The following is a 25076-nucleotide window of genomic DNA, read 5'->3' as shown; positions in this document are numbered from 1 at the left end:
TTTCATCCTTCCTTTTTGAGAGTTTTTATATCAGCAATTAATTGGGAAATAGCTGTTTTGTTGAGCCCGTTGTAGATACCACGTATATGACGGTTTTTATCTATCAAAATGAAGTTTTCGGTGTGTAAAAAGTCTTCTAAGCCTTTTGGTTCACCCAGGTCCTCATCGACGAAATAGGCGGTACGCCCAAGCTTATAAATTTCGTTTCTATTACCGGTAACTAAATGCCATTTTTGTTCCAATACTCCCTTAGCATCCGCATAATGTTTTAGTACTGGTACCGAATCATATTCAGGAGTCACAGAATGAGAAAGTAGAAGAACCTCCTCATCTTCTTCAAATGCTTCCTGAACCAAGAGCATATTATTGGTCATTTTAGGGCAAATACCAGGGCAGGATGTAAAAAAGAAATCTGTCACATAAATTTTGTCATTGAAAGTTTGTTCGGTGATAGTATCACCGAACTGATTTATAACTTCAAACGGTGGAATTTGGTGCAAACCACTTTGTTCACTCTCAGAATCTACCCAATGTGGAGTGAAAGATGCATCATTATAAAATGGCAACTTTTCAACCCTACTTGATTTCTCTTTTTTAACCTGTGTATTGCAACTGACCAATAGTGTCAGAATACAAATACCAAATTTACTTTTGAACCACTTCATCCTTTAATTCATAACAAAGATTTGAACGCCTTAATCCAAAAAAACGACCATGTTTGGCTTCATAATTGACATAAAGCTTGCCAGATGGTAACCAAGCTTGTTGTAGGCCTTCCTCTTTACCTTCATTAAAATGCATGACTCTTGCCAATAACCCATTAGGGTACCATCTTTTTTGTTCACCATGTCGAATCCTATTTTTGTAGTTGGATTCAGAACTTAATTGTCCATTGGACCACCAGGTTTTGGCTATTCCTTCTTGTCGATTCGCTATATAATTTTTTTCGCTTGCTAGAGCACCATCATTGTGCCAAGAGTATGCGGGACCTTGTTTTTTCCCATTAGAGAATCCTATTTTCTCTTTGAGTCGTCCATTTTCAAATCTAGTGATGGCGTAACCATTGAAAACTGTCTGATTAAAATACCATCTTCCTTCTAGTTTGTTTAGTTCTAATTTGTCTTTTTCAATCCATATTTCTTTAATCAGAGGACCGTTTTCCTTCTTTTCTTGGTCTAATCCAATCAACGACATTATTCCGAAAACTATTACGAGGATAATAGACTTAATTGATGCTGCTAGGGGTACCCTGGTAATCACCTGGAAATATGACATAGTACTGATTTAAGTAGAGTTCATTCTGTATGTGGTAATGATATTCCTCTTCAGGATTATGCGGTGTAGGTCCAAAATGTCCTCCCGATTCATCCAAATCTGTGGGGTAATTTCCGTCATAATCCCGTCGTCCATAAATGAAGAAACCATCGGCTAAAATCCCAATTAAAGCACCGTCATCATCTGACCATGCTTTAGGCTCAAGATGATAATGATAAACACTGGGTCCAATATGGGCTCCTGTCCAATCAAGACTTCCTGCTGCACCGGATAAGGGACCATTCCCTTCTTGGTCATTGAAAATTGCCGCACCACTGACTGCAATCCCAATTGCGCCTAGACTGGTAGAAGTACTTGAAGACGCCAATTGTGGATTGGCTGAAACTACCAAGGTTGCCGATCCATCAAAATTTGGTATTCTACTTGGTGTTAAATCAACATCGGGTTCTTCGCGGTATAGTTCATTGCCGACCCCCCAATAGACAGTTTCATGGTTGGGAAAACCTGTTGTTTCAATAACCACATTGTTTCCATCCAAATAGATGGTTGTCTCGTTAGCGTCAAATTCACTGAATGCCGCACTAAGCGTAACCTCTTCTGCCGTACCATCGTCATCGGTTGTTGATTCGTCATCCGTGAATACAATTGAATCATCAGCATCTGAACTACAGGCTAGTACTGCCATTATACCAATACTTAAAATCAATATTGCTGTTTTTACTTTCATGACTTTGTTTTTTAATTTCTGTTAGGTCTATCTCTTCTTTCTGGTTTTGGCGCTTTCTCGATTTCTTCTCTTGAAAGGAGACCATCTTCGTTTGCATCAATTTTTGCAAACATTTCTTTAAGAGGTCCTTTTACTTCTTCTTCTGAGAGGAAGCCGTCTTCATTTTTATCCATATGCTCAAATAACTTATCTATACTTGGGGGTTGTCGTCTCTCCCTATTATTTGATTGCTGTGCGTTAACTGATATCATGCAAATTGTGCTAATAACTATACTGGTTAAAATTGCTTTAGTTTTCATTTAAATAATTCTTTATCGTTTTAGGGTTAGATGTGACTTGGAAAAAAAACTTGTGCTCCAAACAATTTTTTTTCAAATACATTTATGGAAATAAATCTTAGAGATTTCTAATTGGAGGATAAAAAACTCTTAGAGCAATTAAAAAACAAAGACCAAGCGGCCTATTCGATATTATTGGATACCTATCAAAAAAAAGTGTTCAATACATGCTTATCATTTGTGCCCAATGCCGAAGATGCAGAAGATTTAGCTCAAGAAGTTTTTTTAGAGGTATTTAATTCAATAGATAAGTTTAAAGGGAACGCAAAGCTCTCAACTTGGATTTACCGAATTTCAGTTAATAAATGCCTTGAATTTATCCGGAAAAAGAAAACCAAAAAAAGATTTGGTTTTATGGAATCAATATCGGGCGGAGAGATACCATTAGACCGAAAAAGTTATTTTACAGAGTTTAACCACCCTGGTATACAACTCGAAAATAAAGAGAAGACAGAGATATTATTTTCTGCAATAAATGAACTACCAGAAGCACAAAAGGTAGTTTTTACCTTGAGTAATATCGATGGACTCAGTTATAAAGAAATTGGTGAGGTAACGCAGAAGAGTATTTCCTCCATCGAGTCCCTTTTATTTAGGGCTAGAAAAAATTTAAAGCAAAAGCTTACCGAATTCTATAAAAAAGAAGGTTGGTAACGCAAGTTTTTAGAATAAATATTGTCTAAACTGTTGAAATCAAAAAGAACCATGAATGATAAGAATACTACACCAGACCAGGTAGAAAATCTTTTAAATTCACTTAGTGCAATAGAAAAAGTAGAGGTAAGCCCCGATTTTAAGAAAAACGTCATAGACAAGCTTGCCAATCAGCAATCAAAGGTTGTTGAATTTCTCCCTTGGTTTACACCCAAATATCAAATTGCTGCTGTATTGACGTTTTTGGTCATTAATCTCTCAGCACTATTTTACTACAATACTACCTTGCAAGAAGAAAAACTCGAAAGTTTAGCCAATAGTTATGGTATTACAACCACAGAAAATGAATCGTCACTATGAAGAAGAATTTACCATTTACGATTTTATTGATATTTCTGATGGCCATGAATGCCGCCTTGATTTTGTTGTTATTCCGAAAGGATAAACAAAATGAACGGCTACCCAGAGTATTAATGTCAGAGGTTCTAAATTTTGATGCGAGCCAAGCAGAACAGTTTCAACTTTTAGATGTAGAACATCACGATAAGATGCGTGAATTATCACAAGAACAATGGAGATTAAAGGATAAACTGTTGAATGAAATTGATAATATAAACTTTTCAAAATCTGAAAGAGACTCACTGATTCGTCTAATAGGAGAATATGAGGAGGAGAAAAATAAGGAGTTGTTTTCTTTCTTTGTCGCAGTAGATAAATTATGTACCCAAGACCAAAAAAAGAAATTGAGGAGAATAATTCAAAGACCTAAGCCTGGTAATGGTCCACCACCACCTCCAATGCACAAGTAATTCTTTGTAAATGCATCTAAACGTATTCATGCCATAGTTGGTTGATGATTTGGTTTTTTTTAAAGCCCGGTTTTAACGTTCCCGGGCTTTTTTATTCCTTCTAATTGTCATCAAAACACAGCCTAGTTTTATCGTTTAATTTTATGTAAATTACTGGTTATTGATATTACCATAATCTTGGTGAGAACACCTAAAAAAATACCAAAAAACTATTCCGTAACAAACGACACTAAAGATGAGTGAGCAATTACATCAACTAACTGAAAAACACTGCGAAAATCCACCAGCAAGATATGATGACCTAAAGGTCCTTTTTCTGAATTGTACTTTGAACAGAACACCGGTTTTATCGCATACCGAAGGTCTGATTAATGTGGCCAAAAATATATTTGAGAAAAATGGTGTAAGTACCAAAGTCATTCGACCAGTTGATTATGTAATACCAGCGGGATTGGGATTGGATATGTCTCAAACTCCAGAATGGGACAGAGATGATTGGCCACAGATACAAAAAGAAATCGATGCCTGTGATATTTTGATTGTTTGTACCTCTGTTTGGTTGGGCGAAAAATCATCTGTTTGCAATAGAACTTTAGAACGCATGTATGGCTATACCCATCAGTTCAATGAAAAAGGTCAATATCGTGATTACGGTAAGGTTGGTGCTACACTCATAACTGGTAATGAAGATGGGGTTAAGCATTGTGCCATGAATATTCTTTTCTCGCTTTCACATATTGGTTACACGGTACCACCACAAGCTGATGCTGGATGGATGGGTGAGGCAGGACCAGGCCCTTCTTATCGGGACGAAGGCTCTGGCGGACCCGAAAACGATTTTACCAATCGAAACACCACCTTTTTAGTATGGAACTGTTTACATTTAGCAAGAATGCTCAAAGACCAAGGAGGAATACCTGCTTATGGTAATCAACCTGATGAATGGGCTGCAGGATGCCAAGCAGGATTTGACAGTCCTGAACACAAGCGATAATTATATCCTACTTTTTATATTGGGAAAGTGCTTCATTTAGAAATTGAACTGCGTGGTTTTGTGAAATATCTGAGACGGGTAGTACGGCGCCCTTAAATCCCTCATTCTTCCATTGACCCAAGCTCAATGGATTAAAATTGGAAGTGTCAATCCCATTATGTCCAACATATCCACTTAGATAGAGGTAATGCTCATCTAATAATGTGTCAGGAATGGCCATTCCCATCCCTACAGATTTTTCTGTCCCCTCTAATAAAACAAATGCACCCGTGTCAAAATGGTGGGGCCAAATACGAATAGCTGAACTAAGATTATTTTCGGTCAAAAATTCTTGCAGTGCATTATTTGCCATTGTTCGCAATTCGATTTCGCTTCGTAATAGCGAATTATCAGGCATTTCAAAAGTGAATGAATCATCCCACTTAAAGGGGAGTTCATAGTGAAGTTCAAAATTATAGGGTTTATTAAAATCAAACTCGTTTGCCGAAGACTCAAGCCATTGGACCACCGTGGCATGTGTTTTTCCATCCAACTCGAATGAAGTACCCGTAGACCATTGTAATCGAAAATCGGGCAAGTCAAATTGCAGTTTTAGGCCATTTTGATTTAGGCTCCATGTCTCAAACGACTTATTTTCTGAATTAAAACACAAATTGGTATGACTGTCATCGGGTTTTGGTTCTAAAAATCTCTTTCCGGCCATTGCCAGGTATTGCGTTATGAAATGAATTTGATTGCTCATTGGTTGTTGACTTTTAATATAGGATTTATGACTACCTACTTCGATTAAGTCGTAAGATATTCTCCTAGTTAACAGCTTCTGAGCGCTTTAGGATAGAATTTATGATAATTGGTGCATGAATTCTCGAATTCTCAATGAACCATTTGTGAGTCTCCATTCCGCCGCAGATAACTCCAGCTAAGTACAGGCCTTCAATGTTTGATTCCATTGTTTCAGGATTGTACTCAGGTAATCTCTTTTCATCTGGGGATAGTGATACCCCTAAATTTTCAAGGAAGTTGAAATTGGGCATGTAGCCGGTCAATGCCAATACGAAATCATTTTCTATTTCGATGTCACCTTCATTGATAGAAACTATAAGACTACCCTCCTTAATCTCTTTGACTTCGGCATTGTAAAGCGCTTTAATACTACCTTCTTCTATTCGATTGATTATGTCTGGCCTAACCCAATATTTTACACGTTGACCAACTTCTGGGCCACGAATAATCAAAGTTACTTCTGAACCCTTGCGCCAACACTCCAAGGCTGCATCGATAGCAGAATTACTAGCCCCAATTACCGCTAACTTTTGACTGGCATAAAAGTGCGGATCCTTGTAGTAATGGGAAACCTTTGGTAATTCTTCACCAGGAACGCCAATCAAGTTTGGAATGTCATAAAATCCAGTGGCAACGATAATATTAGTTGAAGTATAGGAGGCTTTGGAAGAATCAATAGTAAATAAATTATTGTCCTTTTGGACTTTTTCAACCCTCTCGAAGAGATGGATGTTTAGTTCATTTGATGTTACTATTCGGCGATAGTATTCCAAGGCTTCGTTCCTTTTTGGTTTTGCCTCCTTACTGATAAATGGAATCCCGTCTATTTCAAGTTTTTCTGATGATGAGAAAAACTGCATATTGATGGGGTAATTAAAAAGTGAATTGACAATTGCCCCTTTTTCTAAAATCAGATAATTAAGTCCATTTTTTTTAGCTTCCAGCCCACAGGCAATGCCTATGGGGCCTCCACCAATAATGATAACATCAAAATGCGACATTAGGCAATTTCCTTTTTCAGTGATTGAATGGTTTCGGTTGGGTTAGAACTCTTAAAAACGGAACTACCGGCAACTAATACATCGGCACCTGTTTGGGTCAACTTTTTGGCATTAGCAGAAGTTACACCCCCATCAATTTCAATTAAGGTATCCGTCTTTTTTGAAATGATGATATTCTTCAAGTCAGCAACTTTAGTATAGGTGTTCTCAATAAAAGACTGCCCTCCAAAACCTGGATTAACACTCATTAAACAGACCAAATCAATGTCATTTATGGTATCGGTCAATAGGTTAACCGAAGTATGCGGGTTTAATGCCACACCAGCCTTCATACCAGCTGCCTTAATGGCTTGCAGCGTGCGATGAAGATGCGTGCAAGCTTCATAGTGTACCGTAAGGATATCTGCACCTAAATCTGCAAAGGTTTGAATGTATCGGTCAGGTTCAACAATCATTAAATGCACATCAAGTGTTTTTTTGGCATGCTTGGCTATATCACGAATAACCGGCATACCAAAAGAAATATTTGGTACAAATACCCCATCCATTACATCCAAATGAAACCAATCAGCTTCACTTTGGTTCACCATTTCCACATCACGTTGTAAATTGGCAAAATCAGCTGCGAGTAGGGAGGGGGCTATTTTTTTCTGTGACATATGTTACTTCTTACCGCAAAATTACAGAAATAGAATTTCAGGTTTGAATTAAGGGAGCAGTTGTTTGCCTAACGTATTTTTCAGGATTATTCGTAATTATTTTTATGTTTCGCCATTCTACTTTTTTACCTGAATGCTTTTTTTTACCAATACTATGAACTTGCAGTCCAATAAAGCCTAATGATGTTTCATCATCATCTAAATTGGCCGTATTGATGCCGTTTACCCAAATTGCTAGCCGGTTACCGATTGCTTCAATCCTATAATGGTTCCACTCTCCGTTTTTAAAGGCTTTTCTCCCAGCTTCATTTTTTTCCAAATTGTAAAGCCATCCTCGTTTTCCCTCTTCGTAAATGCCGCCACTCCAAGCTCTTTTGCTAGGGTCAACTTCTGCTTGATATCCATGAACTTGGCCGTCGTTGTATTCTTTTAAACTATTACTACGAAATTGAACCCCTGAATTAATAGCCGAATCTACACGTACTTCAAACTCAAGAATAAAGTCATCATAATCTTGAGTTGTGCAGAGAAAGGTATTGGGCGTATCCATTTTGGTAGTACCTATGATAGTACCATTTACAATTTCAAAATTGGCAGTTCCATTTTTCACTTCCCAACCATCAAGGTTTTCACCATCAATTAGTTGGATCCAAGGCTCATTTACTTCTTGACAGGAGAGTGTTGAAAGGCAAAAAAGAACATAAATACTAGTTTGAAGCAAAGATTTCATCCAATTCATTTTGAGTAAAGGTTTTGTCGAAAGGTCTCTTAATATTTCGTAGGCTATCAACCATTTGTTCATTTATATTTTGAGGAGATGTGGTAAAGGCATTTCGAATAAAATTACCGATATCACGTATGTTTTCGTTTGTTAAGTTTTCATTTGAGCCAATCCCGGGCATTGCATTTAAAAAGCTGTAATCCTTATCATTTACCGTTAACGGACCATGCATACCATACAGCATAATGGCAACCAAGCGTTCCTTTTTATCTGACACGAATTCGGAATTCAACAAAGGTGGAGCCAAGTTTTCCAGACCCCTACCGTCAGGACCGTGGCAAGTAGCACAATTGGCGTTATATAACAATCTACCACGAGTTAGTCCATCTTCCCCAATTTTAAAGTCTTCATTTTGAACCAATTCAATCATTGAAATGGAATCCATTAATGAACGGGTATTCGTTAGTAGAACGGACTCTTTTAACTCAAGAAATGATTCTTCATTTGGGTGAATGCCCGATAGAACAGCTTCAACCAGTTCTTCTTTTTCATCTCGATCATCCAATAGTGTAATGAGGTAATTCGAATTGTCGGCAGTAAATCTTTTGGATAGATAATAAGCGAAATAAAAATCTACTTTATCATTTTTTAGATTTAAAAAAGCTTCTAAAAGGGCACTCGATATTTCGTAATCATTTTCGGCCATGAGTTTTAGTGCATGTGAAGTGAATTCGGGGAATACAATTTGGTTTTCATTGAAAATCTTTGATAAATCAAGCAGCCCCATACCTTCTAAACAGTACATTGCATGGATTTTGGCAATTTCATTGGAAGACTGGCCTATAACATTTTCTAATTTTTCAACTACTGAATCATCATTTCTATGAATCAGTATTCGCTGTGCCATATCCCGAATCCAAATATTTTTGGAGGAAAGTGAATCAACCAATTCTACTGAGGTTTGGGCATCCAGGTTTATAGTTGAGTAGCTATGTGAATTATTGGCTAAACGAAGGATTCTTCCCATACCTTTGATGGTGTCCAGCCCCTTTTCGATATACTTGTTCCTTAAATAGCTAGTGAGGTAGGTCTTATGCTGGATAATACCCTTGTGCATATCAACAATGTACATTGCACCATCTGGACCATTAAATAAATTCACTGGTCTAAAAGCTTCATCACTACTTCTTAAAAATTCTGCTTCATTGTAAGCTTGAGTTCCAGAAATTCGCAACCCATCAAAATTGACTAGATTTCGTTTGATGAGATTAACTTCAGGGCCACAGACAAAAAAGTTTTTTTGATAGTTTTCATCAAGGCCAACTCCTTCAAAATAAACAGGTCCACAAGCACTTGTAAAATTTTTCAACTTGCCATTTTCATGCAACATGCCAGGAATATAACCTCTATTGACCGCTGTGGCATTTATGGGATAAACCGATTGATCCTGAACAATGGTTTGACGTACCGTTTTTGTTGGTCGATATTTTGGATTTTGATTCGCCAAATTAGGTAGGCTATAGTCACCTCGAAGTTGGTTTGAGTTATTGTTGTAGTATAATCGACCTGAAGCGTCGCGGGTTATTCCCCATTGACCTCTAAAGGTTGTTTTTTCTTTTAACCAAGCTCCATTTTTCATACGGTATCTTTTGGGGTCTTTGGCACTATAAATCCAATTGTCGATATTGGGTAGGAGCCCATTAGGTTGGTGCTCGACATTTCCACCGACGGCATAAGCCGAATCAACGACAACTGTTCGGCCAGGTGTAAAATCATCGTTGATTTGGGTAAAATAAAGATTGGGAGGTTCGGCATACAAAAGTCCCCCATAAACATGAGCAAAGGCCCGCCCCAATTGTAAGCTATCTAAAAAAACGGTTGTATGGTCAGCTTGACCATCGCCATCCTTGTCTTGAAGTATTAGAATACGACCAATTGGGTCTTCTTCATTAACACCCTCTAAGGTTCGCATATACCCTGGCATTTCAAGAACCCAGATATTACCTTTTTCATCAAAACTTAGGGCAACAGGTGCCTCTACCAATGGTTCGGCTGCAATTGCTTTAAGTGATAGGCCTTCTTGTACCTCATAAGAAGAAAAATCAACAACGGTCTCAACATAATTTTTTTTGCAGGAATAGGTGAGGGCAATTAGTGAAATAAGAAATAGACGAAGCTTCATTAAAGCCTAGGATTTTCCTCTAAAGATAGCGAACAATAGGAATTAAAATCAGGGAGGATTCGAAAGGAAATGTCCTAAAATGAAAAAACTCCGGTAATCAGCCGGAGTTTATTCATCAATCAAAAAACGAACAGTCATGATAAACTGTTATATCTAGTAAAAATACAACATTCTTGCCATAAAACCAATTTAACTCATTTTTAACGGCAAAAAATTTAAAATTACCCTAAGTATGTCTTAAGAATCTTACTTCTTGATGTATGTTTTAACCTACGAATTGCTTTTTCTTTGATTTGTCGAACTCTTTCACGAGTTAAATCAAAGGTTTCGCCAATTTCTTCCAAGGTCATGCTATGTTGACCTGCCAGACCAAAATAAAGACGAATTACATCGGCCTCTCTTGGTGTTAATGTTTCCAAGGCTCTTTCAATCTCAGTGCGTAAAGATTCATGCAATAAGTCTTTATCTGGATTTGGAGATTCACCACTACGAAGAACATCATATAGGTTAGAATCTTCACCATCGATTAATGGTGCATCCATCGATACATGACGACCTGAATTTTTCAAAGATTGTTTTACATCTTCAACGGTCATGTCCAATTCTTTTGCGATTTCTTCAGCAGAAGGCATACGTTCGTGAGCTTGCTCTAAGAAGGCAAAAGTCTTATTGATTTTATTGATGCTACCGATTTTGTTCAATGGCAATCGAACAATACGTGATTGTTCGGCCAATGCTTGAAGGATTGATTGTCGAATCCACCAAACTGCGTATGAAATGAATTTAAAACCACGGGTTTCATCAAATCGTTGTGCAGCTTTAATCAAGCCAAGGTTACCTTCATTGATTAAGTCAGGTAAGGTTAAGCCTTGGTTTTGATATTGCTTGGCAACCGAAACAACGAACCTTAGGTTTGCTTTTGTCAATTTTTCCAAAGCAAGTTGGTCACCTGCTTTGATTTGTTGGGCCAATTCAACTTCCTCTTCGGCAGTAATCAAATCTACTTTACCGATTTCTTGTAAGTACTTGTCCAACGATGCGGTCTCCCTGTTGGTGACCTGTTTTGTAATTTTTAACTGTCTCATCTAATTTTCCCTATCATTTAATTACGTAGGCAATAGCCTGCATATACTAATACGTAAGAATTACTAAAAAGTTACATTTTGATAAAATTTATTTCAAAAATATTTTGTTAATGAAAAAGCCCTGATATGCATCAGGGCTTTATTAAAGACATATTTAAGTTCAATACTAATCTTCGTTTCTTGGTTTTCTATCGCGGTTATCACGATTTCCACCTCTACGATCGTTATTTCTACGATTGCCGCCACCATCACGTCTTGGTGGTCTTTCTACATAACCTTCGGGTTTCGGCAACAAGGCTTTTCTAGAAACCTTTTCTTTTTTGGTTCTTGGGTCAAATCCGAAGTATTTTACATCTAGAACATCACCAAGTTTAAGAACATCCTCCACATTATTGGTTCGTTCCCAAGCTAACTCTGAAATGTGCAATAGTACATCGTTACCAGGTGCATCCATATATTCAACAACAGCACCGAATTCAATGATTTTGGTAACCTTAACCTCATAGACACTACCAACTTCAGGTTTGAACATTATGGCGTCGATTTTTGCCAAAACGGCATCTATTCCATCTTGGTCAGTACCCAAAATTTCAACGATTCCTTCTTCTGTCTCAGGATCTTCGTTAATAACAATGGTAGTCTTAGTAGTTTTCTGTAGTTCTTGAATCACCTCGCCACCTTTTCCAATCAAAGCACCGATGTACTCCCCAGGAATAATACGCGTCACCATTTTCGGAGCATAAGATTTCACTTCCGGTCTTGGAGCCTCGATGGTATCCGTCAAATGCTTAAGAATATGAAGACGGCCATCATGTGCTTGTTTCAAAGCTTGGATTAAGATTTCGTAAGAAAGGCCTTTTACCTTAATGTCCATCTGACATGCAGTAATACCGTCTTCTGTTCCTGTAACCTTGAAATCCATATCGCCCAAATGATCTTCATCTCCAAGGATATCAGAAAGTACGGCATATTTACCGGTTTCCGCATCTGAAATTAATCCCATGGCTATACCTGAAACAGGCTTGATCAATTGTACACCGGCATCCATCATTGCCATAGTACCAGAACAAACGGTCGCCATTGAAGAAGAACCATTACTTTCCAATACTTCAGAAACCACACGTACGGTATACGGGCAGTCTTCTGGAACCATTCTTTTTAAAGCCCTTTGGGCTAGGTTACCATGACCAACTTCCCGTCTTGAGGTTCCCCTAATTGGTCTTGCCTCTCCAGTTGAAAACGGTGGGAAATTGTAGTGCAGATAAAAACGTTCTTCACCTTCGTAAGAAGGCATGTCAATGATATTGGCATCCCTAGAGGTACCTAAAGTTACCGTTGCCAGTGCCTGGGTCTCACCCCTTGTAAAAATTGAAGACCCGTGTACAGATGGCAAGTAATCAACTTCACACCAAATTGGGCGGATATCAGTGGTTTTTCTTCCATCTAATCTCAGTCCTTCATCCAATGTTAGGTTACGAACGGCTTCTTTTTGGGTTTTTCCGAAATATTTGTGGATGAAACCACCAATTTCGTCGTGCTCCTCTTCTGGAAATGCAGCAAAGACCTCTTCTTTTAAATCACTAAAAGCTTGACCGCGTTCGTGTTTGGAACTACCGGCTTTTGCTATGGCGTACGCTTTGCCGTATACCATATCATAAACCTTTTTCTTAAGTTCTTCGTCTTCTGGTTCTGGATCGTATTCTCTAATATCCTTTTTTCCAACTGCTTCGGCCAATTTAACCTGTGCAGCACATTGGACTTTAATGGCTTCGTGGGCAAATTTGATCGCCTCGACCATTTCTTCTTCTGAGATTTCGCTCATTTCTCCTTCGACCATCATTACTGAATCTTCAGAGGCTCCGATAACCATATCAATATCGGATGCAGCAAGCTGTTCAAAAGTTGGGTTGATAATCAATTGACCGTCAACACGACCTACACGTACTTCCGAAATTGGACATTCAAATGGAAGGTCAGAAAGTTGAATTGCCGCAGATGCAGCTAAACCAGCCATGGCGTCTGGCATTACTGTTTCGTCATGAGACATCAACTGAATCATTACCTGTGTCTCCGAGTGGTAATCTTTTGGAAATAGTGGACGCAATACACGGTCAACCAATCGCATGGTTAAAACCTCACCATCACTTGGTCGTGCTTCACGTTTAAAAAATCCTCCAGGATAACGACCTGCTGCAGCAAATTTCTCCCTGTAATCAACGGTAAGTGGTAAAAAATCCACATCTGCAGCATGATAGTTAGATACAACAGTACAAAGCAACATGCATTTACCTGATTGGATTACAACAGAACCATGTGCCTGTTTTGCTAATTTTCCGGTTTCGATAGAAATCTCCCTACCGTCACCAAGGTCAATGACCTCTTTAAAAGTTTTTGGAATCATAAATTAAAATGTGCCCCTAAATAAATGGGGTGTTAAACATTTGGTCTGCCGCCTGCCTGACGGTCGGGTTGTGTTGTTGTGTTAGACCAATGAAAAACCGGGTGCAGCTTTTAGAATTGCCAATTGGCAATAAAAAATAGGGGAGGCCGAAACCTCCCCGTAAAATTATTTTCTAATACCTAACTCCTTAATGAGCTCACGGTATTTTTGAATATCTTTTTTCTTTAGGTAATCCAAAAGACTACGTCTTTTACCTACCAATTTCACCAAAGAACGTTCAGTATTAAAATCTTTATGGTTCTTTTTTAGGTGTTGGGTCAAGTGATTGATTCGATACGTGAACAATGCGATTTGACCTTCGGTTGATCCGGTGTTCGTTTCAGAACCACCGTGTTTCTTAAAAATTGTCTGTTTTTCTTTTTTGTCTAAATACATGCCAATATTGTTAAAATGATTTTTATGTACCTGATTTTCCATAAATCAGAGCGCAAAGATAATCCATTTTCATTCATAAAAAATTTTATAGTCGAATTAAACCTTTTAAAAAGAAAACCGTCAAAGAAGCAAACGTTAAAAGTTTGTTAGTATGATGCCTGCCCCAAATTACAATGCTAGCTAAAATTTAGGCATAAGCTTCATCCCACCAAATGTAGAATCAATTAAAATTTAAAATGATGAAAAAGAATTCAAAATCATTTCAATTTATGGGAACCTTATTGGTTTCTGGATTGCTTTTAGTTGGATGTTCCAACGAGGAAACCCAAGACGAGGTATTATTTGAAAACCAAGCTGTTATAAGTGCGACGCAGCTCAATTACAGTGATGAGGCCGATCAAATGTCGGATGATATTGCTGAAGTAATAGAAGACGTATATGTGTCGGATGAAATCAATAGTACTGCAAAAGGCAGCTATATTTCTGATTATCTACCCGATTGTGTTACCATTACCACAGTTGTAACAGAAACCTCCAAAGAGAAGACCATTGACTTTGGTGAAGGCTGTGAATTGCGCAACGGGAATATACTTTCAGGCATATTAAAAATGAGTTATGCCTTGGATATGGAAGCTGTAAGCAAAACCATTATGGTTGAACTTGAGAATTTCTCTTTAAATGATGTCGCCTTAGAAGGTAGTAAGTCTGTAGTACGAGTTCGTTCAAATGAAAATGGAAACCCCCAATCCACGGCAACCCGTAACTATAGTGCTACATGGCCTGACGGGGAGTCCGCTTCTATTACCGGCACCCGAACTCGAGAATGGATTGAAGGTTTCGGTACTGGATTCTGGGGAGATAATGTTTTTGAAATTACTGGCAGTGGTACGTATATCAATAAAGCTGGAAATACATTTTCAAAAGAAATCACAACACCCCTTCGAAGGGAAATGTCATGTAGATTTATCGTTAGTGGTGTAGTTGATATTTCAAGAAACGATGCTACTGCATCCCTTGATTTTGGTGATGGTAGCTGTGATGCCAAGGGTCTACTTACAGCCCCAGATGGAAGCCAAGAAGAAGTTTTTCTGCGAAGATTCTGGAATTAATTTTTTGGATTTTTTGTTTTATAAAAAAGCCCACTTACGAGTGGGCTTTTTCTATGTCATTTTTATGATATTTTGAGCAACCATTTTACTCAACTTCTTCGGTCATTCTTCGGAAAGGTTGATTTGTAATCAAATCGATGTATTGGTTGACCTTTTTCTTGAGTTCACGTCTATGAACGATAAAATCTAAAAAGCCGTGTTCCTGAACAAATTCTGCTGTTTGAAAACCTTCAGGCAAATCTTTTCCAACAGTATCCTTTACCACCCTTGGTCCTGCAAAACCTATTAGCGCACCAGGTTCCCCGATGTTGATGTCACCCAACATGGCATATGAGGCAGTTGTACCACCAGTTGTAGGGTCGGTACATAATGAAATATAGGGAACTTTAGCTTCAGCCAATTGCGCTAATTTCACTGAAGTTTTTGCCAATTGCATAAGTGAAAGTGCTGCCTCCATCATTCGGGCACCTCCCGATTTTGAAATCATTAAAAAGGGTAATTTTTTCTTTTTGGCATAATCAATTGCACGAGCAATTTTTTCCCCAACAACACTACCCATTGAGCCACCTATAAAACTAAAATCCATACAAGCTACTACCAGGTCTTTGCCCATAGATTTTCCGACGGCAGTTCGAACGGCATCGTTCAATCCTGTTTTCGATTTCGCAGCTTTTAGTCGGTCACTGTATTTTTTTGTATCCTCAAATTTCAAAGGGTCTTTTGATGATAATTTCTCATCCAGTTCCCTGAATTTATTATCATCGAAAAGAATTTCAAAATACTCTTTGCTTCCAATTCGAACATGGTAATCGTCTTCCGGACTAACGTAAAAGTTTTTGGCTAAATCTTCAGATTCAACAATTTTACCTGTAGGCGATTTGTACCACAACCCTTTGGGAGTGTCTTTCTTTTCTTCGGTAGTCGTTTGAATTCCCTTTTCTTTCCTCTTGAACCAGGCCGTCATAAAAAAGGTTTTTAATTAAAGTGTATTCACGTTATTCAAGTCTTCAAAAGCTTGTTTTAATCTGGCTTGAAAGGCTTTTTCACCTTCTCGTAACCAAACTCGAGGGTCGTATTTTTTCTTATTCGGAACATCTGCTCCTTCAGGATTTCCAATTTGTGCTTGCAAATAAGCAGAATTATCTTGAACGTAATCACGAACACCTTCCATAAATGCATATTGCAAATCGGTATCAATATTCATTTTGATAACGCCATAACCGATAGCTTCTCTAATTTCTTCTAAAGTCGATCCCGATCCACCGTGAAAAACAAAGTCAATGTGGTTGTGCCCAACCCCATATTTATCAGAAATATATTCTTGCGAATTTTTCAAAATCTTAGGGGTCAATTTCACATTACCTGGTTTATATACCCCATGTACATTACCAAAAGCCGCCGCTACGGTAAACCTTGGACTGATTTTAGATAACTCCTCGTACGCATAGGCCACTTCTTCTGGCTGGGTGTACAGTTTTGAACTATCGATATCAGTATTGTCAACTCCATCTTCCTCACCACCTGTCACACCTAATTCAATCTCTAGCGTCATGTCCATTTTGGACATACGTTCCAGATATTGCTTGCATATTTCGATATTCTCTTCGATAGGTTCTTCCGAAAGGTCAATCATGTGAGAGCTGTATAATGGCTTTCCTGTAGCCTTGAAATGAGCTTCACTGGCGTCAAGTAAGCCATCTATCCATGGCAACAATTTTTTCGCACAGTGGTCGGTATGTAAAATAACCGTAGCACCATAAGCTTCTGCCATTTCATGAACATGCTTTGCACCAGCAATGCCGCCCAATATTGCTGAGCGTTGATTTTCGTTTGAAAGGCCTTTCCCAGCATTGAACTGTGCCCCTCCATTTGAAAATTGAACAATTACAGGTGAATTTAAATCGGCGGCAGTTTCCAATACAGAATTGACGGTATTCGAGCCAATTACATTAACTGCAGGAAGTGCAAAAGCCTTTTCTTTTGCCAATTTAAAAATCTCTTGAACTTCGTTTCCGGTTGCTACACCAGGCTTGATGTTGTGCGCCATTTTTTAGTCGGTTGAATAAAATTAGGTGACAAAAGTAAGAAATAATTCAGGTCTAAAAAGGATAGTTAATACCGATATTTAAGACCGCATCACTTAGGTTAAAATCAGTAAACCACCTTCTCGATCCTTCTTTTGCAGGATTGAAAGTTTTAAAACCGGTATCTAGGCGAATTACAAAGTAGGTAAAGTCATAGCGAAGGCCGAAACCAGTGCCCAATGCAATATCTTCCAGAGAAGAAAATCCGTTAAATGTGGCCTCAGGATCTTCAACGTTATCAAAGACATTCCAAATATTTCCGGCATCAGCGAAAAAGGCACCTTTGAAGTCTCCCAATAGTGGAAAACGATATTCCAAATTCAAGGCTATCTTTAGATTAGCTTCATTAAAGTCATTTTGATTATCGGTTCTACCTGGGCCCAGGGAATAAGGATTCCAAGCCCTATTGTCGTTAGACCCACCCCCAAAATAACTTCGTACGAAAGGAACACTTTCCGAATTACCATATGGGATTGCCAATCCAATAAAACTGTGAAATGCTAAAACTTTCGTATTGCGAAAATCCCAGTGTTTGATAAAATCGAATTCAGTTTTGACATATTGGGTATACGGAACACCAAATACTAATCCACTACCATCTCGTTGCTCGAAGGGAATAAAGTTTTCGGCCAAGGAAAGTAAATTACCCGCACTTTCAAATCGACCTCTAAAAGAATAGAATTGATTATCGTTTATACCTTCGCGATTATTTTTTTGAAATGTGAAACTTGAAGAAAAAATCAGGTTATCCTCGGTTAATCGATCTCTTCGTTCCTCTATACTTCTAACCGTACTTAAATCTTCAGCAGTAATGTCGAATCCAGGTTCGGTAACTGCACCTATAAAATCATTAGCCCCATTTGGTACAATTAGATCTTGTAAATCATCATCATCGATTGATGGGTCAACATTTTCATCATAAAAGTCAGCAAATTCCGGAATGTCTTCAAAGCCATCAGCAATTCCGTTTAGGATACTGTATGTTGCATCATAAACATTAAAAAAGGCATCGGTATTTGTATTTCGGACAAATTCAATATTTAGTAATTCAAAGGTGTTTCGAACAAAACTAGACGGTGTCCAATTATAACTAAGTATAGAATTTAATGATTGCCTGTCCAAACCTACATTTTGTTGAAAATTGGTACCAACTGAAAAACGGGTTTGGGGTGTCATATAATATGGTATGATTTGCTCTGTATTAAAGGGCAGCCAAATTCTCGGAAAGGTTAGATTGATATCCCCTCCAATTTCGGAGGTAAAGGTTTCATCAGAAACGGGGTCATCTAAAATACCCACAGATCCCCGGGCAGATAGACTTAATGTTTCTGAACCTCCAAAAACATTTCTTGTAATGACGGAAGTTCCTAACCCAACACCGATTTGTTGCAAATTAGAACGAGAGATGTCGAAATTGATATCAAAAGAATATTTAGGTCGAGGAGCTAAATAAATATTTGAAATCAATTCAGCGTTCGTTGAATCGGCAATGAACTCTATGTTTGGATATTTGAAGGTGTTTAGGTTGGTAATCTGACCTAATGTACGCTTTCTATTGATATCGCTATACACACTATCCTTTTCAAAAAATACCGCATCTGTAAGGGCTTTGGGTTGGTACTTGAGTTCTTTGTCATACCAGATTTTGTAGCCTTTGAAGTCCAAAGAAAAAAGTGAGTCCGTCTGTGAATTAAAGCTGTAATCAGCAAAAATATTAATCTCTTTAAAGGTGTGGATTTTGTAGTCTACGCCATCAGGATTCCCATCGCCTTTAGGTAGGTTCTTTATATCTAATTCTACCTCTAATAATTGATCGTCAGCAACCAAGGAGGTGTCTCTTAAAATATTGAATGATATGGAACTTTCTTGAAAATTGTATACACCTGAATTTCGAAAAATATTAGTCAATCGACCTCTTTCGGCGTTAAAATTTTCCAAATCAAATTGTGCTCCATTTTTGACCAAAGATTCGTTTTTATGCAACTGGTACAAAGAATCTAAATCAGTTGATGGAATTTTATACTGCAAGCTATCGATGAAATAGGGTTTCCCTCTATTGACCTCGTATATAATTTGAGCTTTTTTTTTACGCTCTTCTGAAACTATTTTAAAATTTGAGGTGCTATTAAAATAGCCTTTACTTCCAAAATATGATTGTAGTCGTTCAGTAGATTTTCTGGTTTTTACGGTGTCAATTATTGATGGTGGTTCTCCAATTCGTTCAAATAAATTACTATAACCCCTGACTACAAAAGACTCACCCAACCGGTCAACTTGTTTTTTGGATAGAAATGAATTCAATCGCTGTTGACGCTTTTCTTTTTTGTTTAGCCAATTTTGGTAAAGCGAATCAGGATTTTTCTTTGCAAGATTGTAGAGGTTTAGCCGTAAAGGATAGCCGAGGATGCTGGTGTTTGGGTTTTGCAGAATAAGACCTTTAATTGTTTCATCGGTTATTTTTTTACCATCTGCCTCAATTATATTTTTGGTTAACAAAAACTCGTCTTCGCCAACCTTTTTAACCGCATTACATGAAGCCAAAAAAAGTACCAAAAACAGTATACCTATTTTTGGGCTAACTTGTCGACACCCTAACAAAAGCTTCATAACGGCCAAAAATACAGATTTAACATGGTTGCCAAAAGCCAATTAAAACTCATTAAAAAGCTTCATCAAAAAAAGTACCGAAATGAAAATAAACTATTTTTTGTTGAGGGCATAAAGGTCATAACTGATTTGTTGGCTTCGGGTTTAAAGCCTTTTCAACTTTTGGCTACTGAAGAAAAAATTGAATCTTTCCCACAGGGAAGCCAAGTTGATAAAGTCGCGGCCAACGATTTAAAGACTATTAGTGCCTTAAAAAATCCGAACGGGTATTTTGGGGTTTTTCATCATCCAAAGAACTTGGGTATAGATTTTGAAGATTGGATTTTGGCGTTGGATGCTGTACAAGATCCCGGAAATTTGGGAACCATTATACGATTATGCGATTGGTTCGGAATTGCACATTTGGTCTGTTCAAATGATACGGTTGATTGCTTTAATCCTAAAGTAGTACAGGCGACTATGGGTTCTATAGCACGAGTTAATATCCATTATCTGGATTTATCAAATTTTCTAGATGATATTGATGTGCCAGTTCTTGGAGCCTTTATGAATGGAAATTCGGTTTATAATGAAAGTTTTCGAAAGCCTGGTGTTCTATTAATGGGCAATGAAGCAAACGGGATTTCTACTACCCTTGAGGCACTTATATCCAAAAAAATTTCCATTCCTCAATTCGGCAATCAAACCACAGAAAGTTTAAATGTGGCAATGGCCACAGGTATTCTGTTAAATGAAATTAGGAGAATCTAGTTAATAAAACCGACTACTCAAACGTGAAGTTTATGAAAATGCCTCGAGTGCGCATAGCTTCAATATTACCTGTCCAAGGGCTATTGGGATCATTGTCAGGAATGAGTTCGTTGGTTAGCGCAAAAACGCCCCGAATACTTGGGGTGAACTTAAAAAATTCGGTATAAACATCAATTCCGAATCCTAGTTCATAGCCATAAACGTTGGTTTTCATTCGAAATTCCCCGCTTCTGTTATCATCCAAGCTATCTTCGTTACTCCCTAAATTAATAGCGGTATATCCACCAACAGCGACAAAGGGCTTAATATTTCCCATTCGTCTGGTGCTTAATTTTGCCAAAAGTGGGAATCTGATATATGTTGACCTAACTTCTCTAATTGCGTCTTGTTCAGTGGTAAAACCCGGAAAACCAAGTAGTCTTGATGTATATAGCAAACCAGGTTCAAAGCGAAGATCAACAAATTCATTAATTCTCATTTCACCAATCAGGCCAACATTGAAGCCATAACTTCGGTCTACCAAGATATCTTGACCAATATCATTTTTGTATTCAAATTGAAAGTCATATTGATTTAGACCAAGGTAGTATCCCCAATTTAAAAGTCGCTTATCTTCAGTTTGAAGATTCAAAATAGGATCTTTGCCAAATAGCTGAGAATTTGCCTGTAAGCCAAATAGGCAAAAGATGAGGGAAAAAAATATGTTTTTCATTCAATTATTTTGAGGCTACATATATTGTTGCCACCCCAAAGGTTTGGGGTTTGTGTTCCATAGCTATAAACCCATTTTTCCCCAAAATATTGTTGAATGCCTCTCCATATGGAAAGGCAGCTGCAGATTTAGATAAATAGTTGTAGGCCACCTTGTCCTTTGAAAAAAGTTTCCCCATTAAAGGTAAAATGTAGTTTGCGTACACTTTATACCCTTGTTTAAAGGGAAATTTTGTGGGTACAGAAGTTTCAAGCACCACAAATCTTCCACCAGGTTTTAAGACTCTATGGATTTCTTTTAAACCTTTATCCAAGTTCTCAAAATTGCGAACCCCAAAAGCTACGGTTATAGCATCAAAAGAATTCTCTTCGTAAGTTAAATTCTCACTATCACCCAGAACCATTTCAACAGTTTTGTTGAGTTTGTTCTTAGTTACCTTTTCTTTTCCCACATCTAACATACCCGGTGAGATGTCGAGTCCAACAATTCGTTTTGCACCGGTACTTGCCATTGCTACAGCTAAATCTCCTGTACCCGTGGCAATGTCAAGAATGGTCTCAGGTTTTACCTCATTAACCAATTTGACCACTTTTTTTCTCCAAGAAGTGTCAATTCCCAAAGAAATGATGCGATTTAAACCATCATAATTTTTTGAAATGGTATCGAACATTTTGGTAACCTGTTCTTTCTTACCAGACTCTGAATCGTTATAAGGTTTTACTGGAGACGACATATGCAATTTTGCCGGCAAAGATACGTGAAGACCACCATAAATAAATTATGTACTTTTGCCTCACTAAAAGAGACACCCTTTCATGGGATTACGTGCATTTGTATCTAAAAAAATACTGACGGATTATCTTCAACTTATGTCAGGGTCGAATTCAAAACTATAGCTTAAAAAATGAAAATAGTAATTGCTGGGGCAGGTGAAGTTGGATTTCATTTGGCAAAGCTATTGTCTTACGAGGCACAAGAAATTACCTTGGTAGACACCCATAAAGAAAGCCTGAGTTACGCAAGTGCTCATCTCGATATTAAGGTTCTTCGTGGCGACGCAACATCAGTTGCGGTTTTAGGTGAGGCTAAAGTTGAAGATGCTGATTTGGTAATTGGAGTAACAGCCTCTGAAACGACAAATATTACCTTATGCTTTTTGGCCAAGCAACTTGGTTGTAAACGTACTATTGCCAGGATTTCAAATACTGAATTTATTGATAATAAAGAGGTTTTACGTTTTGATGAACTGGGCATTGATGAACTGATATCACCCGAAGAGTTGGCCGCATCAGAAATTCAACTGCTTTTAAATCAATCTGCTTTTAGTGATTCTTATGAATTTGAGGGTGGCCTTTTGACCATGGCAGGAATGTTTTTGCCAAAAAATGCACCATTCGTTGGAAAAATGGTTAAAGAGGCAGCAAATATTTTTCCTGAACTTCATTTTATGCCAATTGCCCTTCGTAGAAAGGGTACCCAGTATACCTTAATACCACGAGGTGATACCATTTTTAAGGAAGGAGATCAAGTATATTTCATTACTTCTGCAGAGGGAGTTGATGAATTGTACAACCTTACTGGGATGAAGAAAAAGGAAATCAAGAATGTTATGGTTCTTGGTGGTAGCAAAGTAGGTTATAAGACTACCCGTGATTTATGTGCGAAAAAGTTCAACGTTCGCTTGATTGAAAAAGACAAGCAAAAGGCATTTGATATTGCTGACGAGATACCTGGGGCACTTGTAATCAATGGTGATGGTCGCAATGTGGAATTGCTAGAAGAAGAAAGCCTCGATTCGATGGATGCCTTTATTGCGGTTACTGGTAATTCTGAAACCAACATCATGTCTTGTTTGGTGGCCAAATCAAAGAGCATCAAAAAGACAATAGCACTGGTAGAAAACATGGATTATTTTCAGCTTTCCCAATCCATTGGCATAGATACGTTAATCAATAAAAAACTACTTGCCGCTAATAATATCTTTAGGCATGTGCGTAGGGGTGAGGTGTTGGCTTTGACCCGACTAAATAACCTTAATGCTGAAATTCTTGAATTCGAGGTGAAATCCACCTCATTGGTAAATGGTGAATTGATTAGGGAACTTGATTTTCCAAGGGATGCCATCATTGGTGGTGTTATTAGGGATGGTAAAGGAATCATCGCCTTAGGTGATTTCATTATAAGGGAAGGCGATAAGGTGGTAGTTTGTACGCTGCCAAAAGCAATTCCACGAATTGAAAAAATGTTCCTGTAATGGGCCTTAATCTCAGAATTATTGCACACATCATGGGTCTACTGCTACTTTGCAATGGCTCCTTTATGATCCTTGCTGCATTAGTAAGTGTTGTATATTCTGATGGTGCGACACCAGAAATATTTATGGCCGCAATCGTTACCATGTTAGTAGGTACCATGGCCATGTTCTACACTCGGGGTCATAAAAAAGAGGTAAAACCCAAAGAGGGCTATATCATAGTGACCGCCGGTTGGTTGGTGATGTCCATTTCAGGAGTTCTACCCTATATATTTACAGGTTCCATTCCAAATTTAACCAACGCCTTTTTTGAGACTATTTCAGGATACACAACTACTGGTGCATCCATACTCTCTGATATCGAAGCTTTGCCTGAAGGTATTCTATTTTGGCGGAGTTTAACCCATTGGATTGGGGGTATGGGTATCATTGTGTTGGCCATTGCGATACTGCCGTTACTGGGTATCGGAGGCATGCAATTATTTACTGCCGAAGCTCCGGGTATCAGCAGTGATAAGTTACACCCGAGGATAACCGATACCGCAAAACGACTTTGGCTAATTTATGTTGGGTATACGCTTTTGGAAACCTTGTTATTGAAATTGGCGGGAATGTCTTTTTTTGATGCTATTAACCATGCGCTTTCAACACTTTCTACTGGAGGCTTTTCAACAAAGAACCAAAGCGTTGCTTTTTGGAATGATAACCCATGGATTCAATACATCATAATGTTGTTCATGTTTTTGGCTGGAACCAATTTTGTGATGAGTTATTTGGCCTTCACCGGAAAGGTTCAAAAAGTATTGAAGGATGAAGAGTTTCGAACGTATTTTTTCTTCATTCTTTCCTTCACCATTATAGCAGCGGTTCTTGTTTATTTTGAAGCCGATGTTCAAATTTCGGACTATCATCCAATGGTATGGGGTGCCGCTGAAAGTGCTATAAGACATGGCTTATTTCAAGTATTGGCAGTGGTCACTACGACTGGTTTTGTAACGGCTGATTTTACCAATTGGACACCTTTTTTGACAGTCTTCTTTTTCGGTTTAATGTTTCTCGGAGGTTCTGCAGGTTCTACAAGTGGTGGCATTAAAGTAGTTCGCCATTTATTGATTATCAAAAATGGAATTCTTGAATTCAAACGCACCCTTCATTCGAATGCAATTATCCCGGTGCGATTGAATAATAAATCGGTCAGTGAACACATTGTTTACAATGTCATTGGATTTTTTGTGCTCTACATGCTCCTATTTATAATTGGGGCGTTGGTTTTGGCATATTTAGGTCTGGATTTTGAATCTGCAATTGGTGGTGCAGCTTCCTCATTAGGAAATGTAGGACCGGCCTTAGGAGATTTAAACCCAGTGGTGAACTTTAGTATTTTACCCCCTTTCGGCAAGTGGTGGTGTGGCTTTTTGATGCTTTTAGGGAGATTGGAACTCTTTACGGTTTTAATTTTATTGACCCCAGTTTTCTGGAAGCGTACCTAAGACTTG

General features: G+C 38.1%; 25 protein-coding genes. 8 read left to right on the top strand and 17 right to left on the bottom strand.

Annotation, left to right across the window (positions count from 1 at the left end):
• Positions 1-2: 2 nt before the first annotated feature.
• From HCU67_RS00380 to HCU67_RS00365, 4 genes are read right to left on the bottom strand one after another with little or no spacing between them, the layout of a single operon-like run.
• The gene (locus tag HCU67_RS00380) at positions 3-665 is read right to left on the bottom strand and encodes an SCO family protein (protein ID WP_168550636.1); all 663 of its coding nucleotides are present in this window, start codon (positions 663-665) and stop codon (positions 3-5) included.
• Positions 646-1194 (bottom strand): toxin-antitoxin system YwqK family antitoxin, encoded by a 549-nt coding sequence (locus tag HCU67_RS00375; protein ID WP_210423591.1) that lies wholly within the window; start codon positions 1192-1194, stop codon positions 646-648. The genes HCU67_RS00380 and HCU67_RS00375 overlap by 20 nt, the downstream gene beginning before the upstream one ends.
• A gap of 31 nt (positions 1195-1225) precedes the next feature.
• Complete coding sequence (locus tag HCU67_RS00370) at positions 1226-2002, bottom strand: YHYH protein (RefSeq protein ID WP_168550634.1); 777 nt, start codon at positions 2000-2002, stop codon at positions 1226-1228.
• 11 nt (positions 2003-2013) lie between these two features.
• Positions 2014-2301: an EF-hand domain-containing protein gene (locus HCU67_RS00365; RefSeq protein ID WP_168550633.1), complete on the bottom strand. Its 288-nt coding sequence runs from the start codon at positions 2299-2301 to the stop codon at positions 2014-2016.
• 111 nt (positions 2302-2412) lie between these two features.
• Here HCU67_RS00365 and HCU67_RS00360 point away from each other — a divergent pair, with 111 nt between their 5' ends.
• The 4 genes from HCU67_RS00360 to HCU67_RS00345 all read left to right on the top strand — a co-directional run bounded on the left by HCU67_RS00360 (position 2413) and on the right by HCU67_RS00345 (position 4797).
• Positions 2413-2994, top strand: coding sequence for an RNA polymerase sigma factor (locus HCU67_RS00360; protein WP_168550632.1), 582 nt, complete (start codon positions 2413-2415; stop codon positions 2992-2994).
• 33 nt (positions 2995-3027) lie between these two features.
• Entirely contained in the window at positions 3028-3354 is a 327-nt protein-coding gene (locus HCU67_RS00355; RefSeq protein WP_210423590.1) for a hypothetical protein, read from the top strand.
• Positions 3351-3803 carry a hypothetical protein gene (locus tag HCU67_RS00350; protein WP_168550630.1) on the top strand — a complete coding sequence of 151 codons (453 nt, stop codon included), beginning with the start codon at positions 3351-3353 and terminating at the stop codon, positions 3801-3803. Before HCU67_RS00355 ends, HCU67_RS00350 begins: the two co-directional genes overlap by 4 nt.
• 235 nt (positions 3804-4038) lie before the next feature.
• Positions 4039-4797 (top strand): flavodoxin family protein, encoded by a 759-nt coding sequence (locus tag HCU67_RS00345; protein WP_168550629.1) that lies wholly within the window; start codon positions 4039-4041, stop codon positions 4795-4797.
• A gap of 7 nt (positions 4798-4804) precedes the next feature.
• On the opposite strand, the gene HCU67_RS00340 is transcribed toward HCU67_RS00345, so the two are convergent.
• The 8 genes from HCU67_RS00340 to rpsO all read right to left on the bottom strand — a co-directional run bounded on the left by HCU67_RS00340 (position 4805) and on the right by rpsO (position 14064).
• The gene (locus tag HCU67_RS00340) at positions 4805-5539 is read right to left on the bottom strand and encodes a hypothetical protein (RefSeq protein ID WP_168550628.1); all 735 of its coding nucleotides are present in this window, start codon (positions 5537-5539) and stop codon (positions 4805-4807) included.
• Positions 5540-5603: 64 nt separating this feature from the next.
• Complete coding sequence (locus tag HCU67_RS00335; protein ID WP_168550627.1) at positions 5604-6581, bottom strand: YpdA family putative bacillithiol disulfide reductase; 978 nt, start codon at positions 6579-6581, stop codon at positions 5604-5606.
• The gene (gene rpe / locus HCU67_RS00330; RefSeq protein ID WP_168550626.1) at positions 6581-7240 is read right to left on the bottom strand and encodes a ribulose-phosphate 3-epimerase; all 660 of its coding nucleotides are present in this window, start codon (positions 7238-7240) and stop codon (positions 6581-6583) included. The genes HCU67_RS00335 and rpe overlap by 1 nt, the downstream gene beginning before the upstream one ends.
• 37 nt (positions 7241-7277) lie before the next feature.
• Positions 7278-7970 carry a 3-keto-disaccharide hydrolase gene (locus HCU67_RS00325; RefSeq protein WP_168550625.1) on the bottom strand — a complete coding sequence of 231 codons (693 nt, stop codon included), beginning with the start codon at positions 7968-7970 and terminating at the stop codon, positions 7278-7280.
• Entirely contained in the window at positions 7948-10143 is a 2196-nt protein-coding gene (locus HCU67_RS00320; RefSeq protein ID WP_168550624.1) for a DUF7133 domain-containing protein, read from the bottom strand. Before HCU67_RS00320 ends, HCU67_RS00325 begins: the two co-directional genes overlap by 23 nt.
• A gap of 221 nt (positions 10144-10364) precedes the next feature.
• Positions 10365-11228: a sigma-70 family RNA polymerase sigma factor gene (locus tag HCU67_RS00315; protein ID WP_168550623.1), complete on the bottom strand. Its 864-nt coding sequence runs from the start codon at positions 11226-11228 to the stop codon at positions 10365-10367.
• Between the two features lie 166 nt (positions 11229-11394).
• A complete protein-coding gene (locus HCU67_RS00310) occupies positions 11395-13629 on the bottom strand; it encodes a polyribonucleotide nucleotidyltransferase (protein ID WP_168550622.1) in 2235 nt (744 codons plus the stop codon).
• 165 nt (positions 13630-13794) lie between these two features.
• Positions 13795-14064 carry a 30S ribosomal protein S15 gene (gene rpsO / locus HCU67_RS00305; RefSeq protein WP_168550621.1) on the bottom strand — a complete coding sequence of 90 codons (270 nt, stop codon included), beginning with the start codon at positions 14062-14064 and terminating at the stop codon, positions 13795-13797.
• A 239-nt stretch (positions 14065-14303) separates the two neighbouring features.
• On the opposite strand from rpsO, the gene HCU67_RS00300 reads away from it, so the two are divergent.
• Complete coding sequence (locus tag HCU67_RS00300) at positions 14304-15173, top strand: hypothetical protein (RefSeq protein WP_168550620.1); 870 nt, start codon at positions 14304-14306, stop codon at positions 15171-15173.
• An 85-nt stretch (positions 15174-15258) separates the two neighbouring features.
• On the opposite strand, the gene accD is transcribed toward HCU67_RS00300, so the two are convergent.
• Genes accD through tamL form a run of 3 tightly spaced genes read right to left on the bottom strand, consistent with a single transcriptional unit; the run spans position 15259 to position 19864 of the window.
• The gene (accD, locus tag HCU67_RS00295) at positions 15259-16137 is read right to left on the bottom strand and encodes an acetyl-CoA carboxylase, carboxyltransferase subunit beta (protein ID WP_168550619.1); all 879 of its coding nucleotides are present in this window, start codon (positions 16135-16137) and stop codon (positions 15259-15261) included.
• 15 nt (positions 16138-16152) lie between these two features.
• Positions 16153-17220, bottom strand: coding sequence for a class II fructose-bisphosphate aldolase (gene fbaA / locus HCU67_RS00290; protein WP_168550618.1), 1068 nt, complete (start codon positions 17218-17220; stop codon positions 16153-16155).
• 52 nt (positions 17221-17272) lie between these two features.
• Positions 17273-19864, bottom strand: coding sequence for a translocation and assembly module lipoprotein TamL (gene tamL / locus HCU67_RS00285; protein ID WP_168550617.1), 2592 nt, complete (start codon positions 19862-19864; stop codon positions 17273-17275).
• Between the two features lie 24 nt (positions 19865-19888).
• Here tamL and HCU67_RS00280 point away from each other — a divergent pair, with 24 nt between their 5' ends.
• A complete protein-coding gene (locus HCU67_RS00280) occupies positions 19889-20614 on the top strand; it encodes a TrmH family RNA methyltransferase (protein WP_168550616.1) in 726 nt (241 codons plus the stop codon).
• Positions 20615-20627: 13 nt separating this feature from the next.
• Here HCU67_RS00280 and porT read toward each other — a convergent pair whose 3' ends face one another.
• Entirely contained in the window at positions 20628-21326 is a 699-nt protein-coding gene (gene porT / locus HCU67_RS00275; protein WP_168550615.1) for a type IX secretion/gliding motility protein PorT/SprT, read from the bottom strand.
• Positions 21327-21330: 4 nt separating this feature from the next.
• Positions 21331-22059 carry a bifunctional demethylmenaquinone methyltransferase/2-methoxy-6-polyprenyl-1,4-benzoquinol methylase UbiE gene (gene ubiE / locus HCU67_RS00270; protein WP_168550614.1) on the bottom strand — a complete coding sequence of 243 codons (729 nt, stop codon included), beginning with the start codon at positions 22057-22059 and terminating at the stop codon, positions 21331-21333.
• A gap of 171 nt (positions 22060-22230) precedes the next feature.
• Between ubiE and trkA the strand changes: the two genes are divergently transcribed.
• The gene (trkA, locus tag HCU67_RS00265) at positions 22231-23580 is read left to right on the top strand and encodes a Trk system potassium transporter TrkA (protein ID WP_168550613.1); all 1350 of its coding nucleotides are present in this window, start codon (positions 22231-22233) and stop codon (positions 23578-23580) included.
• Complete coding sequence (locus HCU67_RS00260; protein WP_168550612.1) at positions 23580-25070, top strand: TrkH family potassium uptake protein; 1491 nt, start codon at positions 23580-23582, stop codon at positions 25068-25070. The genes trkA and HCU67_RS00260 overlap by 1 nt, the downstream gene beginning before the upstream one ends.
• Positions 25071-25076: the final 6 nt, after the last annotated feature.

Source organism: Croceivirga thetidis (genome assembly GCF_012272815.1).
Lineage (GTDB): Bacteria > Bacteroidota > Bacteroidia > Flavobacteriales > Flavobacteriaceae > Croceivirga > Croceivirga thetidis.
Note: the sequence above shows the minus strand (reverse complement) of the source record. Positions and strands in the feature narration are given on the sequence as shown.